We start from the raw sequence: 17,244 nt of genomic DNA on the forward strand, positions 1-17,244 counted from the left end.
TACTTTTTCACCGGCCTTCTAGATCGTGCCAAGAAGACGAATCAAGAAGAGGCATCGTTCGCCGCCAAGGGCGAGGGGTGCCTCTTTTTTTCGCTCTGTATGAGTTGAGAAATCAACAAGGAGCGTGTAAACTAGTAAAGGATGGGCAACGCACTAGCATACTCGGTACAAGCCCAACATATGATGAAGATAAAGGCATGGCACGGCGTGAGGCGGTGCTTTTCCTTTTCGTGTTTTGCAAAAGCCGTCAGCGTTGAGGCGGAAGGGATGTTCATTTGCTTCACTGACGGAGGAGCGAGGAGAAAGCCCCCTTCCCGCACCGCAGCAAGCGGTGGGGAAGGTCAAGCATAGGGTGAGGAGGAAGCAACGTGAAAAAATCGACGACGGCCGCATTGATGGCCATATCGATGCTCATTGGGGCGGGAGGGACGTACGCTGGCCTTCAGTTGGCGGACCGCCCGATGGAAGGCTCGCTTTCGACGATTGTTTCGAATGAGCCGTCCAAGTCGACGAACGACAGCGAAGAGATGAAAAAAATCCGGCAAGCTTATGAGCTCATTAAGAATCGGTACGTGGAGAAAGTGGATGAAGAAAAACTGACGGAAGGCGCCATTCAAGGTATGATCAACACGCTCCATGACCCGTATTCCGTCTACATGGATGCGGAAACGACGGAGCAGTTCAACGAGTCGCTCGACTCGTCGTTTGAGGGGATCGGCGCCGAAGTGAGCATGATCGACGGCAAGGTGACGATCGTTGCTCCGATCAAAAACTCGCCGGCGGAAAAAGCGGGTCTGAAGCCGAACGATCAAATTTTGCGCGTCAACGGAGAAAGCCTGGAAGGGCTTGATTTATATGAAGCGGTGTTGAAAATCCGCGGCAGGAAAGGAACAACGGTGGAGCTTGACATTTTGCGCCCCGGCGTCAAAAACGTGATGAAAGTCAAAGTCGTCCGCGACGAAATTCCGATTCAGACGGTGTATGACTCGATCAAAACATACAACGGCAAAAAGGCGGGCTATTTGCAAATTACGTCGTTTTCGGAAAACACAGCCGCCGATTTTAAAAAGAAATTGGCGAAGCTTGAGGCCGAACATATTGATGGCTTGATCATCGATGTGCGCGGCAATCCGGGCGGCTATTTGCAAAGCGTTGAGGAAATTTTGAAACAGCTCATCCCGAAAGGCAAACCATATGTGCAAATTGAAGAACGCGATGGCGATCGGCAAAAGTTTTATTCCGATTTAACGGCGAAAAAGCCATACCCGATCGTTGTGCTCATCGACAAAGGAAGCGCATCCGCGTCGGAAATTTTGGCGGGAGCGATGAAGGAAGCGGGCGGCTACAAGCTGGTCGGCGAGGCAACGTTCGGCAAAGGGACGGTGCAGCAGGCGATTCCGATGGGCGACGGCAGCAACATCAAATTGACGCTGTACAAATGGCTGACGCCGGACGGGCATTGGATCCATAAAAAAGGGATCAAGCCGGATGTCGCGGTGGCGCAGCCGGATTATTTCCACGTCGCTCCGCTTCATGTGGAAAAACCGCTTCGGTATGACATGAACGACGAGCAAATCGCCAATGCGCAAAAAATGCTCAAAGGGCTTGGGTTCGACCCGGGCCGCACGGACGGCTACTTCAGCAAAGAAACCGAACAAGCCGTTCAAGCGTTCCAAAAAGCGAATCAGCTGCCGGTTACGGGACGAATCGATGAGACGACGGCGGATGTGCTGCAAACGAAAATCATGGAAGCCGTCCGCGATCCGAAGCATGATGTGCAGTTGAAAAAAGCGCTTGGCGTGTTGTTTCCGTCGCGAGCGAGCCAATGATGACGAGTAAAGAGAAAAGGGTGCCTCTGACAACGCAGAGGCACCCTTTTCTTTGTGACTGATTTGCCTGTGGACTATCGCTGGCTTCCTACAAATGGGCTGGTGTTTTCTCCTTTTCTGATGGAAGCGGCAGCTGCACGGTTTTTTCGATCGCAAACCGCGGCCGCCGTTTCACCTCTTGATAAATTTTGCCGATGTATTCCCCGATGAGGCCGAGGCTCATGAGCACCAGCCCGCCGATGAACCAAACGGAAATCATGAGCGACGTCCAGCCCGATTCGGCGTGTCCAAGCCATTTGACGATCAGGGCGTACAGCCCGGCCGCACCGCTCGTGAGAAAGGCCAAAAACCCGATGAGCGTAATGGCGCGAATCGGTGCGACGCTCAAGGACGTGATGCCGTCAAAGGCGAAGGCGAGCATCTTTTTGAGCGGGTATTTCGACTGTCCAGCCCACCGCTCATGCCGGTCGTAAAAGACGCACGTCGAGCGGAAGCCGACGAGCGGAACCAACCCGCGCAAAAAGAGATTGACTTCCGTGTAACGGCTCAGTTCATCGAGCGCCCGCTTGCTCATCAGACGGAAATCGGCGTGGTTGTAAATCAGCTCGATTCCGATGGCCCTCATGAACCGATAAAAGGCTTGGGCGGTCGTACGCTTGAACCACGTGTCTGTCTTTCGGCTCCGCCGCACGCCATACACGATGTCATACCCTTCGCGGTATTTTTGCACAAATTCGCGGATCGCCTCCACATCGTCTTGCAAATCGGCGTCAATGGACACGGCACAATCGGCGTACGCGCGAACGGTTTCGAGCCCAGCGAGCAGCGCCCGCTGATGGCCGACGTTGCGAGCGAGTTTCACACCGGAGACAAACGGGTTGCGCTCGCTTTCTTCTTCAATGAGCGCCCATGTCCGGTCGCGGCTGCCGTCGTCGACAAAAACGATATGGCTGCCGATGGCGACCGCTCCTTCTTCGAGCAGCTGCTCAAGCAAAGCGGTCAGCCGCCGGGCCGTTTCCGGCAACACTTCTTCTTCGTTGTAGCATGGGACGACGATGGCTAACAATGGTTTGTCCACCATGTTTCTTGCCTCCCTTTCACTCCACTTCGTATACATAAATTTTCCAGACTGACTGTCGATCGGTGAACGCCCGCAAGAAGCGGAGATGGATGTCGCGGGCGTTCATGATCGGGACGGAGGAAAAAATGTACTTGCCGCCAAGCTGTTTGAACGCCTTTGTGTCGATCTCGAAATGACGAATGACTTTATGCGAGCGTTTCGTGAACATGTAATGTTTCCCGAGCTCTGCCGAAAACAAATAGACGCGGTTGCCCCAATGGTCGAAATAGTCTTTCAGCACTGGGCTTTTGTCCAATTCTTTGGCAATGATGCGGCGAAACTTCCGCTTATACGACAACGGGTAAAAATTGTTGTACGTATCGAGCGTATAAAACCCGTTGTATTGAGCGATGGCCGGGTGAAGCCCAACGCTGGCAACGCGGTAGGACGATACCGGCTTGCCGATGTATTGCTTGATTTTGGTAAATAAATGTTCGGAATAAAACTGCTCGAACGACGGCGTGCCAGCGAGGCGATAGCGGATTTCCTCGTTAAACCCGCCAAGCAAAAGCAGCTGCAGCGCCAAGGCGATCGGCACGAGGCGCCGCCATGCGGTCCGTTCCTTGGCTAAGATTTGCAAGGCCAAGGCAAAATCGACGTAAATGACCATCGGCCGCAAAAAATGGAAGCGGGCGAAATTGAACGTATTCAAAAGTGAAATCCGTTCTTTCAGCGGCTGCCACCCTTTGTAAAACCAAAACGCATACCAAGCCGATAAGGCGATGTTCAACCAAAACAGCAAAAGGAAGCGCCGCTCCAATGACCCGCGCTGACGGCGGCGCAAAACGAGAAAAAACGCCGCCCAAAGCACCGGCAAGATGATCGGCCCATGGACGGTCATCACATGCGTATGGCCGAGCACATAGTTTTTCAACGTTAAACGAAGGCAGTGGACGAAGCTGAGCCGCGAGGAGAGGAACTCGTTCCGGCTCGTCGGTTCGCCGCTGAAGACAAGCGAGTACACGAGGCGGTACTCGATGGCCAAAAACAAGCTTGTCATCAGGGCGATCGCGGCGAAAAACCGCTTGTTCCACTGCTTGCGGACAACGCCGTCAAACAGCCACACCGCCGCCATCGCGGCGAGGAAAAAGAAAAATCCGAGCACAAAGCTGGCGTAAAACGGAAGCAAGATGATCGCAAGCCATTCTTTCCATGTCGCTTCTCCGTTGCGGATCGACAGAAACGCCCAAAGCGCCAGCGGCATGCCGAGCGTGCTTAACATGCCGGACGGCCAAAACGGTGTCAGCGCAAAAGCAAGCGCCGCCCCGACGCGAATGAGCCATGATTCCGGTGAAGGCAAAAAGTGGCGCCTGAGCAGCCAATACATACCCAAAAAGGCGAATACCCTCGTGATCGTCTGGCTGAGCGCGTACGCCACCATGGAGGGAAACAAAGCGTGCAGCCACACGATGCCGCTGAATTCTGTGCCGAAGGCGTTGCGCGGCAACCCGTTGATCACTTGCGGGATGACGGCATCGATTGGGCCAAATAGTTGGCCGCTGCGAACGAGCACGCGATACCAGGCGATGTTCGAATCCATATTGTCGTGCACGCGAATATGGGCGTGTTCGCCTAACATGTACAGCGGAGAAAGGTAGAGAGCCAATACGATGAACGCGATGGCGACCGCTTTTCGTTCTCTTTGTTCCATCTCGCGCGCCCTCCTTTCCCATACGGGAAGATTGCACAACATGGTCCATTATAAACCGCTGCGATTAAAAAAGCATAAAAAAATTGTAAAGAAGTAGTGAAGGGGGAGAAAAAGGGGAAAGAAGCAACCAAAAAAACACCCTGCGTCAAGCAGGGAGGATGGAACCATTAGGCAAACAACCCCATCACCCGCCCAAGGCCGCGCCGTTTCTGCTTTGGTTCGTCCGATGTTTCATGGGAGGAAGGCGGCCGATTGTTCAGCTGCTGTTCAAGGCGGGCGACAAGCTGCTCCAACGCAGTGAGGCGGGCGACGATTTCTTCCATTTCTTGGCGGTGATGCAACAGTTGAATGGAGACGACGTCATCTGCTTTTTGCTCCAGTTGCCGTTCAAGCTGGTCCAAGCGCGAGGAGACGCGGGCGATTTCGGGTTCGATCGATTCATGTAAGGCGTCAATAGGAATGTTGTTCCGCAGCGGCGTCGGAGGGCGTTTCGGGGTCGGCGGCGCTTCCATGGCGGCGCCTTGTTCAAATTTGACCCGTTCGAGCAAGGCGACTGTTTTTTCATCAAACAAGTAGTGGCCGGCCTCGTTTCTCCGCAACGGAATGTTGTATTTGCGCACCCAGCGCTGGATCGTTTTCGGCGATACACCAAGGCGAATAGCGACGTCGGACGTTTTCAATTCCATCGTTTCACTCCTCCTTGTTTCGTCTTGTTTATCCTTTTTCCTCTGCATCTTTGAAAATCCTTCCCAGCCGACAAAACTAGTGTTGATTCGGCAAAGAAAGTGGAAAACAGCGAAGATTCGCCATTGGCGAAAAAAGATGGCTGTGGGCATGGGAATTGGCCATGCCATTTGGTAGAATAGAAGATAAAGAATGATGAACGACGCAAGGGGTGAAGCGGATGGCAACATGGTGGCTGGAATGGCTTGAGGGCGTCGCGTCGGTTTGGCGGCAGCCGCTTCTTTATTATGGCGCCGCGCTCGCTTTGGCCGTCGGTTGGCGGCGGGTGAAGCGGGAGCGCCGCGATTTTCATGTGCGCGTCTACAGCCTATGGCAAGAGTGGCGCGGGCTTTGGACGAAGGGATGGATGGCTGGAGCGATGTTGTCGGCGGCGGCCGTCGGCATCGGGATCGCGGTGCCGCAGGAAGCGGTTTGGACGGTGACGGTGCTGACGGTGCTCTTTAGTTTGACGATGGAAGCGCGGTTGCTGTCGCCTGCTTATACGGTTGGCGGCGCGCTTCTCGTGCTCGGTTTGGCGGAGCGAAGCAGCGCGTTGTCCCGATGGCTTCCCGATGGCATGGCGGCCGCGCCCGCTTTGGCGGTGTGGCTTGCGTTGCTTTTGCTTTCGGAAGGATGGCTCATCATTCGCACGCGAAACGAGGCGGCCTCGCCGCAGCTTGCGAAAAGCAAGCGAGGGATGACGGTCGGCCTGCAATGGACGCAGCGTCTTTGGTTTGTGCCGGTTGTGCTGCCCGTATCAGGCGGCGCGCTGCCTCCGGCTTCCTGGTGGCCGCTCGTTTCGACGGGAGACAGCTATTCATTTTGGCTCGTGCCGTTTCTTCTCGGCTTTTCCCAGCGCCGCCAGCACATGCTGCCGGCGGAAGCGGCGCGCGCGGAGGGGCGGCTTGTTGTTCGGCTGGCGTTCGTTGTCGCCCTGTTGGCCGCTTCGGGTATATGGTATCCACCGCTCACGGTGGCGGCGGGGGCTATGGCCATCATCGGCCGCGAATGGATTGCGTTTTCCGGGCATCGCGCCGACCGCGCCCGCCCGCCCCGCTTTGCCCGCCATCCGCACGGCTTGGTGATTGTCGGCGTGCTTCCCGGCTCGAAAGCGGAAAAAATGGGGCTTTCGATCGGAGAAGTCATCATCAAAACAAACGGCGCCCCGGTGCGGAGTGAAACCGAGTTTTACGAGGCGCTCCAACGCAACCGCGCGTTCTGCAAGTTGGATGTCGTCGGACATAACGGCGAAGTCCGTTTCGTCCAAGGGGCGCTCTATGAGGATGAGCATCATGAACTCGGGCTGCTGTTCGTCCGTGATCGGAACGCATCAGCGTCTGAAGCTGTTTCGTAAAGGAGAATGGATCATGTGGTTTTTGGCGGCACTCATCATTCCGTGCTTATTGGTGCTGTTGTTTGCGCGGGTGACGTACAATCGGTACATTGCTGTGCTGTTGACGACGGCGCTGCTTGTCGCTTCCTACTTGAAAGGCTATACGGATGAGCTGCATGAAATCGTCGCTGACATTGCATCGACGATCGCCGGCTTTCTTTGGGCCGGCCGCATGCTCGACTATCTGAAGCAAAAATGAAGCGGCGTTGTCGGTTCAACCGTCTGTTTTTGGAAAAAGGCATCGTCGGCTGAACCTCGGATTGTCGAAACGGAACGGAGCGAAGACGCGGACCTTGGGCATGAATGGGTCCGCTTTTTCGCGTTTTTCGGTGCGAAGCGATGGAAAACGCTGAGTGGATTGGTACGAATATGAGTTCGCATTTTTGATGCATGGATCATCACGATGTGATACAATGGGGAAAGATGGTACGAAGGAGGAGGCGAAACGGTGGAGGGCCGTTTTCAATTAGTGGCGCCATACGAACCGCAAGGCGATCAGCCGCAGGCGATCGCCAAGCTCGTTGACGGCCTGCGCCGCGGGGTGAAGCATCAAACGCTGCTTGGGGCGACGGGGACGGGCAAAACGTTTACGATCTCGAACGTGATCGCCCAAGTCAACAAACCGACGCTTGTCATCGCCCACAACAAAACGCTCGCTGGCCAATTGTACAGCGAGCTGAAAGAGTTTTTCCCGCACAACGCCGTCGAATATTTTGTCAGCTATTACGATTACTATCAGCCGGAAGCGTATGTGCCGCAGACGGATACGTACATTGAAAAAGACGCGAAAATCAACGATGAAATCGACAAATTGCGGCACTCGGCGACATCAGCCTTGTTTGAGCGCCGGGACGTGATTATCGTTGCGAGCGTGTCGTGCATTTACGGTTTAGGGTCGCCGGAAGAGTACCGCGAACTGGTCGTATCGCTGCGCGTTGGGATGGAGATCGAGCGCAACGCGTTGCTTCGGCGGCTTGTCGACATCCAATACGACCGCAATGACATCGATTTTCGCCGCGGCACGTTCCGCGTCCGCGGCGATGTTGTCGAAATTTTCCCCGCGTCGCGCGATGAACATTGCATCCGCGTCGAATTTTTCGGCGATGAAATCGAGCGCATCCGCGAGGTGGACGCCTTAACCGGCGAGGTGCTCGGCGAGCGCGAGCATGTCGCCATTTTCCCGGCGTCGCACTTCGTGACGCGCGAGGAGAAAATGCGGCTCGCCATTCAAAACATCGAACAAGAGCTTGAGGAGCGGCTTGCCGAACTGCGCGCGCAAGGAAAGCTCTTAGAGGCGCAGCGGCTTGAGCAGCGGACGCGCTATGACCTTGAAATGATGCGCGAGATGGGCTTTTGTTCCGGCATCGAAAACTACTCGCGCCATTTGGCGCTGCGGCCGCCAGGCTCGACGCCGTATACATTGCTTGACTATTTTCCGGACGATTTTTTGATCATCGTTGATGAGTCGCACGTCACCTTGCCGCAGCTGCGCGGCATGTACAACGGCGACCGGGCGCGCAAGCAAGTGCTTGTCGACCACGGCTTCCGTCTGCCGTCGGCGCTTGACAACCGGCCGCTCACGTTTGAAGAGTTCGAGCAAAAAATCAATCAAATTATTTACGTCTCAGCGACGCCGGGGCCGTATGAGCTTGAACACAGCCCGGGCGTTGTCGAACAAATCATCCGCCCGACCGGGCTTCTCGACCCAACGATCGACGTCCGCCCGACGAAAGGGCAAATCGACGATTTGATCGGCGAAATTCGCGAGCGCGTCGAGCGGAACGAGCGGACGTTGGTGACGACGCTGACGAAAAAGATGGCGGAAGATTTGACCGATTATTTGAAAGAAGCGGGGATCAAGGTGGCGTATTTGCATTCGGAAATTAAGACGCTCGAGCGCATTGAAATCATCCGCGATTTGCGGCTCGGCAAATACGATGTATTGGTCGGCATCAACTTGCTTCGCGAAGGGCTCGACATCCCAGAAGTGTCGCTTGTCGCCATTTTGGACGCCGACAAAGAAGGGTTTTTGCGCTCGGAGCGCTCGCTCATCCAGACGATCGGCCGGGCGGCGCGCAACGCGAACGGCCATGTGATCATGTACGCCGATACGATCACGAAATCGATGGAAATCGCCATTCAAGAGACGAAGCGGCGCCGCGCGATTCAAGAAGAGTACAACCGAAAGCACGGCATCGTGCCGCGCACGGTGAAAAAGGAGATTCGCGACGTCATCCGCGCGACGTATGCGGCGGAAGAGACGGAGATGTACGAGGCAAAGCCGGCGGCAGCGATGACGAAACAAGAGCGGGAAGAGCTGATTCGAACGCTCGAAGCGGAAATGAAAGAGGCGGCCAAAGCGCTCGACTTCGAGCGGGCCGCCCAGCTGCGCGATATCATTTTCGAATTGAAAGCGGAAGGGTGATGGCCGGATGAACGGAATGGATAAAATTGTCGTCAAAGGGGCGCGCGCCCACAACTTGAAAAACATTGACGTCGAAATCCCGCGCGGCAAGCTCGTCGTCTTGACCGGGCTGTCCGGGTCGGGGAAGTCGTCGCTGGCGTTTGATACGATTTACGCGGAAGGCCAGCGCCGCTACGTCGAATCGCTGTCGGCGTATGCCCGCCAGTTTTTAGGGCAGATGGAAAAACCGGACGTCGATGCGATTGAAGGGTTGTCGCCGGCCATTTCGATCGATCAAAAAACGACGAGCCGCAACCCGCGCTCAACCGTCGGCACGGTGACGGAAATTTACGATTATTTACGGCTGCTGTTCGCCCGCATCGGCCGCCCAGTTTGCCCGACGCACGGCATTGAAATCCAATCGCAGACGATCGAGCAAATGGTCGACCGGTTGCTCGCTTACCCGGAGCGGACGAAAATGCAAATTTTGGCGCCGATCGTCTCGGGAAAAAAAGGGACGCACGCCAAGACATTGGAGGATATTCGCAAACAAGGGTATGTGCGCGTCCGCATTGACGGCGAGATGCGCGAGTTGACGGAGGACATTGAGCTGGAAAAAAACAAAAAACATTCGATTGATGTCGTCGTCGACCGCATCATCATCAAAGACGGCATCGCCGCCAGGCTTGCCGATTCGCTTGAGACGGCGCTGAAGCTCGCCGACGGCAAAGTGGTCGTTGACGTGATCGGCGAGGGGGAGCTCTTGTTCAGCGAAAAGCACGCTTGTCCGTACTGCGGCTTTTCGATCGGGGAGCTTGAACCGCGTCTGTTTTCGTTCAACAGTCCATTCGGCGCCTGCCCGGACTGCGACGGGCTCGGGGCGAAGCTCGAAGTGGATCTCGATTTGGTCATCCCGAACGATGAGCTGACGTTAAAAGAACACGCCATCGCTCCGTGGGAGCCGCAAAGCTCGCAATATTACCCGCAGCTGCTCGAAGCCGTGTGCCGCCATTACGGCATCCCGATGGACGTGCCGGTCAGAGATTTGCCGAAAGAGCAGCTCGATAAAATTTTGTACGGCAGCGGCGGAGAGCCGATTTATTTCCGCTATACGAATGATTTCGGACAAGTGCGCGAACAATACATCGCATTTGAAGGCGTCATTCCGAACGTCGAACGCCGCTATCGCGAGACGAGCTCGGACTACATCCGCGAGCAGATGGAAAAGTATATGGCGGAACAACCATGTCCGACATGCCAAGGCTACCGGCTGAAAAAAGAAAGCCTGGCCGTCCTTGTCGGCGGCAAGCATATCGGCGAGGTCACCGCCATGTCGGTGACCGAGGCGCTCGCCTTTTTTGACGGGCTCGAGCTGACCGAAAAAGAAGCGCAAATCGCCCGCCTTATTTTGCGTGAAATTCGCGACCGGCTCGGCTTTTTGCAAAACGTCGGCCTCGACTATTTGACGCTCAGCCGCTCGGCAGGAACGCTCTCCGGCGGCGAGGCGCAGCGCATCCGCTTGGCGACGCAGATCGGCTCGCGGCTGACGGGGGTGCTGTACGTGCTCGACGAGCCGTCGATCGGGCTTCATCAGCGCGACAACGACCGGCTGATCGCGACGTTGAAAAGCATGCGCGACCTCGGCAATACGCTCATTGTGGTGGAGCACGACGAGGATACCATGCTGGCCGCGGACTATTTGATTGACATTGGTCCGGGGGCGGGCATCCACGGCGGCGAGGTCGTCGCCGCCGGCACGCCGGAAGAAGTGATGAACGACCCGAACTCGCTCACCGGCCAGTATTTATCGGGGAAAAAATTCATCCCGATTCCGACCGAGCGTCGCCGTCCGGACGGACGTTGGCTTGAGGTCGTCGGCGCGCGCGAGCATAACTTGAAAAACGTATCGGTGAAAATCCCGCTCGGCACGTTTGTCGCTGTCACCGGGGTGTCGGGCTCGGGCAAAAGCACGCTCGTGAACGAAGTGTTGTATAAGGCGCTGGCGCAAAAGCTGCACCGGGCGAAGGCGAAACCGGGCGAGCACCGCGACATTCGCGGGCTGGAGCATCTCGATAAAGTCATTGACATCGACCAGTCGCCGATCGGCCGCACGCCACGCTCGAACCCGGCGACGTACACCGGGGTGTTTGACGACATCCGCGACGTGTTTGCCTCGACGAACGAAGCGAAAGTGCGCGGCTACAAAAAAGGGCGGTTCAGCTTCAATGTCAAAGGCGGGCGCTGCGAGGCGTGCCATGGCGATGGCATCATCAAAATTGAGATGCACTTTTTGCCGGACGTGTACGTCCCGTGCGAAGTGTGCCACGGCAAACGGTACAACCGCGAGACGCTCGAGGTGACGTATAAAGGAAAAAACATCGCCGAGGTGCTCGACATGACGGTCGAAGATGCGCTCGACTTTTTCGCCTCGATCCCGAAAATCAAACGCAAGCTCGAGACGCTCTATGACGTCGGGCTCGGTTATATGAAGCTCGGCCAGCCGGCGACGACGCTCTCGGGCGGCGAGGCGCAGCGCGTCAAGCTCGCCGCTGAGCTTCACCGCCGCTCCAACGGCCGGACGCTCTACATTTTGGACGAGCCGACGACCGGGCTTCATGTCGATGACATCGCCCGGCTGCTTGATGTGCTCCACCGGCTCGTCGACAACGGCGATACCGTGCTTGTCATTGAACATAACTTGGACGTCATCAAAACCGCGGACTATATCATTGACTTAGGTCCGGAAGGCGGCGACCGAGGCGGACAAATCGTCGCTGTCGGCACGCCGGAAGAGGTGGCCGAGGTGGAGGAGTCGCACACCGGCCGCTACTTAAAACCGATTCTCGAGCGCGACCGGGCGCGCATGCAGGCGCAATATGAAGCGGTGAAGGCGTAAAGGCCTTTGCGGCTTTGTCCGCCGCTTGGGGCACCGGCGTCCGCCGCCTTTTTTTGCCGTCGGCAGGAAACTTTTCCTAGCGGCCGTCGTATATACAGGTAAAGGAAACTTGGAAAGGGGATTGCCGATTGTCGACGAACAAAGTGTTATCCGCGCTTTGTTATTTCAGCGTCTTTTTTGCGCCGTTCATTTTGCCGATTGTCGTCTATTTTGTTGTCGAAGATCTTGAAGTCAAACGCCATGCGAAGCGGTCGCTCGTGTCGCATTTGATTCCGGCCGTTACGATCCTCTTGTTCATTGCGTTGGCCGCGTCGCCGGTGCTGTTCGGCCATTGGGGCGAGGAATCGCTTCTTTTTGGCGGCGGGCTCGTCTGGCTTGGGTTCCTCGTTGCTGGGGCGGTAAATCTCGTTGTCATCGTTTGGAATGTCATAAAAGGGATTCAAGTGTTAAAATAAGAGAAAGCGCCCGTTTGCCGGCGAATGCCGTGGCCCCGTTTCTTTGGGACTGTAACAAGGTGTGGCCGGCGGGCGCGAGACTCGAATAAAGATGGTGATGGGATGCTCAATTGGCTGATCGGTGTGTTTATCAATACGGTGCTGCTGATGGCGATTGACGGCTATTTTGACGATATTCACTTCAGCGGCATCGGCGCGGCGTTTTTGGCGAGCGTGATTTTGGCGGTGCTCAACGCCGTCGTTCGCCCTGTGCTCATCTTGTTGACGCTGCCGGTGACAGTGTTGACGCTCGGTTTGTTTTTGTTTGTCATTAACGCCATCACGCTCATGATGACTGCAGGGCTGATGGGCGATGCGTTTCAAATCGGCGGCTTTGGCACGGCGCTGCTCGCATCGATCGTCTTGTCGTTTTTCCACCTGCTCGTGCAAAAAGCGATTATCGAGCCGCTGCGCAACCGGTCGTAACGGGGGCGTGATCCATTGGAAGGCCGGTGGCGCCATGGTTTTCCGTGATCGTGTGAAAAGATGGCGAATGCGGCAAGGGATTGCAATGGGAGAAACGATGCGGTGAAGATCGTTTCGGTTTGATGTGTTTGGCTTGATCGGGACGGGGGGAGCCGTCCCTGTTTTGTTTTCCCCGATGTTTTCCATTCAATGGCGGAACGAAACGTGTTACAATGGAAAAAGATGAAGAAAGGGGAGAAAGGCGACGTATGCCAAAAGTGCGGACGAAAGACATCATTGAACAGTTCCAGCTCGAGCTCGTCAGCGGCGCGGAGGGCATTTACCGCCCGATTACGACAAGCGATTTGTCGCGGCCGGGGATTGAAATGGCCGGCTATTTCGCCTATTACCCGGCGGAGCGTCTGCAGCTGCTCGGACGGACGGAGCTGTCGTTTTATGAAACGTTGACGCCGGAAGAAAAAAAATCGCGGATGGAACGGCTTTGCACCGACATTACGCCAGGGATCATCGTCTCGCGTGGATTGGAAGTGCCGCCGGAGCTGATCGAAGCGTCTGAGCGCCAGTCGGTGCCGGTCATGCGCTCGACGATGAAAACGACCCGCCTGTCAAGCCGATTGACAAACTATTTGGAAAGCAAGCTCGCCCCCACCACCGCGGTGCACGGGGTGCTTGTCGATGTGTACGGCGTCGGGGTGTTGATCACGGGCAAAAGCGGCGTCGGCAAAAGCGAAACGGCGCTGGAGCTCGTCAAACGCGGCCATCGGTTGGTCGCCGACGACTGTGTGGAAATCCGCCAAGAAGATGAAGATACGCTCGTCGGCAGCGCGCCGGAGCTGATCGAGCATCTGCTTGAAATTCGCGGCCTCGGCATTATTAATATGATGACGCTGTTCGGCGCAGGGGCGGTGCGGACGCATAAGCGCATTTCGCTCGTCGTCGACTTGGAGCTTTGGGATCCGGAGAAGCAGTACGATCGGCTCGGGTTGGAAGAAGAGAAAGTGAAAATTTTGGATACCGAATTGCCGAAATTAACGATTCCGGTCCGCCCAGGGCGCAACTTGGCGGTCATCGTCGAAGTGGCGGCGATGAACTTCCGGCTGAAGCGGCTCGGGGTCAACGCGGCTGAGGAGTTTTCGGCGCGATTGAGCGACGCCATCGAAGACGGCGCGCACGATTACGACTGATGTTTCTTGCGTCAAAGGAATGGATCTCGTTTGGGCATGAAGCATAGGAGGTGGAAACGATGGAATCGACGATTCAGCCGCTCGACCGCGTGTTTTTGCACCTTGGCCCCATTACGATTTATTGGTATGGGGTCATTATCGGCACCGGTGTGTTGATTGGGCTATGGCTCGCGACGCGCGAAGCGGTGCGGCGCGGCTTGCCGAAAGAGACGTTTGTCGATTTGGTGTTATTTGCCGTGCCGATCGCCATTGTCTGCGCGCGGGCGTACTACGTGCTGTTTGAATGGCACTATTATTCAAAGCATTTGTCCGAGATTCCAAAAGTTTGGCAAGGCGGCCTCGCCATTCACGGCGGTTTGATCGGGGCGGTGGCGACGGGCGCGGTGTTCGCCCGCGCGCGCGGGCTGTCGTTTTGGAAGCTCGCCGATATTGCCGCACCAAGCATCATTTTAGGCCAGGCGATCGGGCGCTGGGGCAATTTTATGAACCAAGAGGCGCACGGCGGCCCTGTGTCGCGCCAGTTTCTTGAAAATTTGCATTTGCCGGATTGGATCATCAACCAAATGTACATTGACGGGCGCTATTGGCATCCGACTTTTTTATATGAGTCCCTTTGGAACCTCGTCGGCTTTTTCTTGCTTCTTTGGCTGCGGCGCGTCAATTTGCGGCGCGGCGAGCTGTTTTTGTCCTATTTGATTTGGTATTCGGTTGGCCGTTTCTGGATTGAAGGGATGCGCACCGACAGCTTGATGCTGGCCGGCAGTCTGCGCGCGGCGCAAGTCGTATCCGTGACGCTGATCGTGTTGTCGATCGCGCTGTGGATCGTGCGCCGGGCGAAAGGATGGGCAAAAGCAAGGTATCAAGACGAATAGCCGTCCTTATCCGTTGACGGATGACTAGGGAAAAAGAGAGGCGGCGTGTGGTGAAAAGGTCACACGGCGGCATGAAGACAAGCGAAGGAGAGAGGAGATATGGTAGGAACATTGCAGCGCGGCGTCATCGCCGGACTGAAGACGTCATGGGCGCTCGGCAAAATCATTTTTCCAGTGACGCTCATTTTAGCGCTGTTGCAGCCGACCCCTTTATTTTCATGGTTGATCGACCTTGTCACTCCCCTGATGAAGTGGTTCGGCTTATCCGGCGACGCGGCCGTGCCGCTGGTGCTCGGCAATTTGCTCGGGCTGTACGCCGCGATCGGGGCGATGCTGACGATCGAGTTTACAGTGAAAGAAGTGCTCATTCTCGCTGTCATGCTTTCCTTTTCTCACAACTTGATCGTCGAGTCTTCCGTCGCTTCGCGGACGGGTATGAGCGTTTGGCTCATGCTCGCCGTGCGCATTGGCTTGGCCGTTGTCTCCGGTTTGTTGATCGCCCATCTATGGGATGGGGGGCAGGAACTCGCTCAATATGGGTTTGTCTCGCCTGAAGCCGCCTCGCCGTCCGGCTGGGGAGAGATCATCTTGGCGGCGCTGAAAAAAGCGGCGACCGGCATCGTCCAGCTGGTTGCGATTGTCATTCCATTGATGACGATCATTCAAGTGTTGAAAGAACGCCACTGGATTGAGACGTTTTCGCGCTGGATGGCGCCAGCGACCAAGATGCTCGGCATGAGCGCGAACACATCGCTCACCCTTGCCGCCGGTTTTGTGTTCGGCCTCGCTTATGGGGCGGGGGTGATGATTCAGGCGGCGAAAGAAGACGGCGTCTCGAAGCGCGATTTGACGTTGGCGTTTATTTTTCTCGTTTCTTGCCATGCGGTTGTCGAAGACACGCTCATTTTCGTTCCGCTCGGCATCCCGGTCTGGCCGTTGTTGGTCATTCGCCTCGTTACGGCTGTGCTGTTGACGATGGCGGTGGCGTTCCTTTGGCGCCGTTTTGAACACCCGATGAGAAAGGAAGCCGCATCATGACGATTCGCACGATTTTATTTGACCTTGACGGAACGTTGATTGATACGAATGAGCTGATCATCCAGTCGTTTTTGCATACGCTGGAGAAGTATTATCCGGGCCGCTACGGGCGTGAGGACGTCTTGCCGTTCATCGGCCCGTCGCTGTATGAGACGTTCAGCTCGCTCGATCCGGAACGGGCCGAGGAGATGGTGAAGACGTATCGCACCTTCAACCATGCCCGCCATGACGAACTGATCCGCGAGTTTGACACCGTGTATGAGACGATCGAAACGCTGCACCGCCATGGCTTCCGCCTCGGCGTCGTGACGACGAAAATGCACGACACCGCCCTGATGGGGTTAAGAAAAACGCGGTTGGAACCGTTTTTCTCGTGCGTCATCGGCCTTGATGACGTCAGCCGCCCCAAACCGGATCCCGAACCGATTCATAAGGCGCTTGAGGCGCTTCAGTCGAAATCGGACGAAGCGCTGATGGTCGGCGACAACTACCACGACATTTTGGCCGGCAAAAACGCCGGCGTCAAAACGGCCGGCGTCGCTTGGGCGATTAAAGGCCGCGGCTATTTGGAACAATATGAACCGGACTATATGCTGGAAAAAATGAGCGATTTGCTGGCCATTGTCGGCATCAACGAACGGAAGGAGGAAACGTCCTCCCAGTGAGACGAACGACAAAATACCCTGTCCACGGGGCGAACTCGCTCTGGCAATTGTACCGCACCGTATCGTTTTGGAAAGTGCTGAAAAACGTCATCATCATTCAAATCGGGCGCTACACGCCGTTTTTGCCGCTGAAAAACTGGCTGTACCGCACGTTTCTCGGCATGAAAATCGGCGAACAAACGGCGCTCGCCTTTATGGTCATGCCAGATATTCTCTTCCCTGAAAAAATCCGCATCGGCCGCAACTGCGTCATCGGCTACAACACGACGATTCTCGCTCACGAATATTTGGTTGACGAATACCGCCTCGGCGATGTGGTGATCGGCGATGAGGTGATGATCGGCGCGAACTCGACCATTTTGCCTGGTGTGGTGATCGGCGACCGCGCCGTGGTCGCCGCCGGCACCGTCGTCCATCAAGACGTCCCGCCCGGGGCGATGGCCGCGGGTTGCCCGATGCGCATCGTCCGCCGGAATGAACCGCCTTCCAATTGAATGGGGGCGAGGTTTTGTTTGGAAAAATGAAGATTTCCAGAAAAAGTGATAAAAA

The 17,244-nt window shown here is 56.0% G+C and carries 15 protein-coding genes; 12 read left to right on the forward strand and 3 right to left on the reverse strand.

Features of this window, described 5'->3' with window-relative positions; translation table 11 throughout:
* Positions 1–368 precede the first annotated feature (368 nt).
* Positions 369–1,829 (forward strand): S41 family peptidase, encoded by a 1,461-nt coding sequence (locus CWI35_RS12520; RefSeq protein WP_020279434.1) that lies wholly within the window; start codon positions 369–371, stop codon positions 1,827–1,829.
* An 88-nt stretch (positions 1,830–1,917) separates the two neighbouring features.
* Here CWI35_RS12520 and CWI35_RS12525 read toward each other — a convergent pair whose 3' ends face one another.
* From CWI35_RS12525 to CWI35_RS12535, 3 genes are all read right to left on the reverse strand, one after another.
* Positions 1,918–2,910 carry a glycosyltransferase family 2 protein gene (locus CWI35_RS12525; RefSeq protein WP_033012722.1) on the reverse strand — a complete coding sequence of 331 codons (993 nt, stop codon included), beginning with the start codon at positions 2,908–2,910 and terminating at the stop codon, positions 1,918–1,920.
* A 16-nt stretch (positions 2,911–2,926) separates the two neighbouring features.
* Positions 2,927–4,600, reverse strand: coding sequence for a DUF6044 family protein (locus tag CWI35_RS12530; protein WP_020279436.1), 1,674 nt, complete (start codon positions 4,598–4,600; stop codon positions 2,927–2,929).
* A 167-nt stretch (positions 4,601–4,767) separates the two neighbouring features.
* On the reverse strand, positions 4,768–5,286 hold the full coding sequence (locus CWI35_RS12535) for a MerR family transcriptional regulator (protein ID WP_011232559.1): 519 nt from the start codon (positions 5,284–5,286) through the stop codon (positions 4,768–4,770).
* Positions 5,287–5,504: 218 nt separating this feature from the next.
* Here CWI35_RS12535 and CWI35_RS12540 point away from each other — a divergent pair, with 218 nt between their 5' ends.
* The 11 genes from CWI35_RS12540 (at position 5,505) to CWI35_RS12590 (ending at position 17,189) form a co-directional block, all read left to right on the forward strand.
* The gene (locus tag CWI35_RS12540; protein ID WP_081130519.1) at positions 5,505–6,677 is read left to right on the forward strand and encodes a PDZ domain-containing protein; all 1,173 of its coding nucleotides are present in this window, start codon (positions 5,505–5,507) and stop codon (positions 6,675–6,677) included.
* A 13-nt stretch (positions 6,678–6,690) separates the two neighbouring features.
* A complete protein-coding gene (locus CWI35_RS12545) occupies positions 6,691–6,915 on the forward strand; it encodes a CsbA family protein (RefSeq protein WP_011232557.1) in 225 nt (74 codons plus the stop codon).
* Positions 6,916–7,164: 249 nt separating this feature from the next.
* Positions 7,165–9,141 (forward strand): excinuclease ABC subunit UvrB, encoded by a 1,977-nt coding sequence (gene uvrB / locus CWI35_RS12550; protein WP_021321647.1) that lies wholly within the window; start codon positions 7,165–7,167, stop codon positions 9,139–9,141.
* Between the two features lie 7 nt (positions 9,142–9,148).
* Entirely contained in the window at positions 9,149–12,016 is a 2,868-nt protein-coding gene (gene uvrA, locus CWI35_RS12555) for an excinuclease ABC subunit UvrA (RefSeq protein ID WP_119877830.1), read from the forward strand.
* Positions 12,017–12,144: 128 nt separating this feature from the next.
* On the forward strand, positions 12,145–12,471 hold the full coding sequence (locus CWI35_RS12560) for a magnetosome magnetite crystal formation protein family (protein WP_011232554.1): 327 nt from the start codon (positions 12,145–12,147) through the stop codon (positions 12,469–12,471).
* A gap of 102 nt (positions 12,472–12,573) precedes the next feature.
* Positions 12,574–12,936 carry a phage holin family protein gene (locus CWI35_RS12565; protein WP_011232553.1) on the forward strand — a complete coding sequence of 121 codons (363 nt, stop codon included), beginning with the start codon at positions 12,574–12,576 and terminating at the stop codon, positions 12,934–12,936.
* Positions 12,937–13,184: 248 nt separating this feature from the next.
* Positions 13,185–14,120: an HPr(Ser) kinase/phosphatase gene (gene hprK / locus CWI35_RS12570; RefSeq protein WP_011232552.1), complete on the forward strand. Its 936-nt coding sequence runs from the start codon at positions 13,185–13,187 to the stop codon at positions 14,118–14,120.
* A gap of 59 nt (positions 14,121–14,179) precedes the next feature.
* A complete protein-coding gene (gene lgt / locus CWI35_RS12575; RefSeq protein ID WP_011232551.1) occupies positions 14,180–14,992 on the forward strand; it encodes a prolipoprotein diacylglyceryl transferase in 813 nt (270 codons plus the stop codon).
* A 99-nt stretch (positions 14,993–15,091) separates the two neighbouring features.
* Positions 15,092–16,030 carry a nucleoside recognition domain-containing protein gene (locus tag CWI35_RS12580; protein ID WP_011232550.1) on the forward strand — a complete coding sequence of 313 codons (939 nt, stop codon included), beginning with the start codon at positions 15,092–15,094 and terminating at the stop codon, positions 16,028–16,030.
* Complete coding sequence (ppaX, locus tag CWI35_RS12585; RefSeq protein WP_011232549.1) at positions 16,027–16,695, forward strand: pyrophosphatase PpaX; 669 nt, start codon at positions 16,027–16,029, stop codon at positions 16,693–16,695. The genes CWI35_RS12580 and ppaX overlap by 4 nt, the downstream gene beginning before the upstream one ends.
* Positions 16,692–17,189 (forward strand): acyltransferase, encoded by a 498-nt coding sequence (locus tag CWI35_RS12590; RefSeq protein WP_021321645.1) that lies wholly within the window; start codon positions 16,692–16,694, stop codon positions 17,187–17,189. The genes ppaX and CWI35_RS12590 overlap by 4 nt, the downstream gene beginning before the upstream one ends.
* The last annotated feature ends 55 nt before the right edge of the window (positions 17,190–17,244 follow it).

This window comes from [Bacillus] caldolyticus (assembly GCF_003595605.1).
Classification (GTDB): domain Bacteria; phylum Bacillota; class Bacilli; order Bacillales; family Anoxybacillaceae; genus Geobacillus; species Geobacillus thermoleovorans.

Coding starts and splice junctions, on each gene's coding strand:
- CWI35_RS12535 (WP_011232559.1), bottom strand. CDS start 5,286: ATGGAATTGAAAACGTCCGACGTCGCTATTCGCCTTGGTGTATCGCCG.
- CWI35_RS12545 (WP_011232557.1), top strand. CDS start 6,691: ATGTGGTTTTTGGCGGCACTCATCATTCCGTGCTTATTGGTGCTGTTG.
- hprK (WP_011232552.1), top strand. CDS start 13,185: ATGCCAAAAGTGCGGACGAAAGACATCATTGAACAGTTCCAGCTCGAG.
- CWI35_RS12540 (WP_081130519.1), top strand. CDS start 5,505: ATGGCAACATGGTGGCTGGAATGGCTTGAGGGCGTCGCGTCGGTTTGG.
- ppaX (WP_011232549.1), top strand. CDS start 16,027: ATGACGATTCGCACGATTTTATTTGACCTTGACGGAACGTTGATTGAT.
- CWI35_RS12580 (WP_011232550.1), top strand. CDS start 15,092: ATGGTAGGAACATTGCAGCGCGGCGTCATCGCCGGACTGAAGACGTCA.
- CWI35_RS12530 (WP_020279436.1), bottom strand. CDS start 4,600: ATGGAACAAAGAGAACGAAAAGCGGTCGCCATCGCGTTCATCGTATTG.
- uvrA (WP_119877830.1), top strand. CDS start 9,149: ATGAACGGAATGGATAAAATTGTCGTCAAAGGGGCGCGCGCCCACAAC.
- lgt (WP_011232551.1), top strand. CDS start 14,180: ATGGAATCGACGATTCAGCCGCTCGACCGCGTGTTTTTGCACCTTGGC.
- CWI35_RS12525 (WP_033012722.1), bottom strand. CDS start 2,910: ATGGTGGACAAACCATTGTTAGCCATCGTCGTCCCATGCTACAACGAA.
- CWI35_RS12565 (WP_011232553.1), top strand. CDS start 12,574: ATGCTCAATTGGCTGATCGGTGTGTTTATCAATACGGTGCTGCTGATG.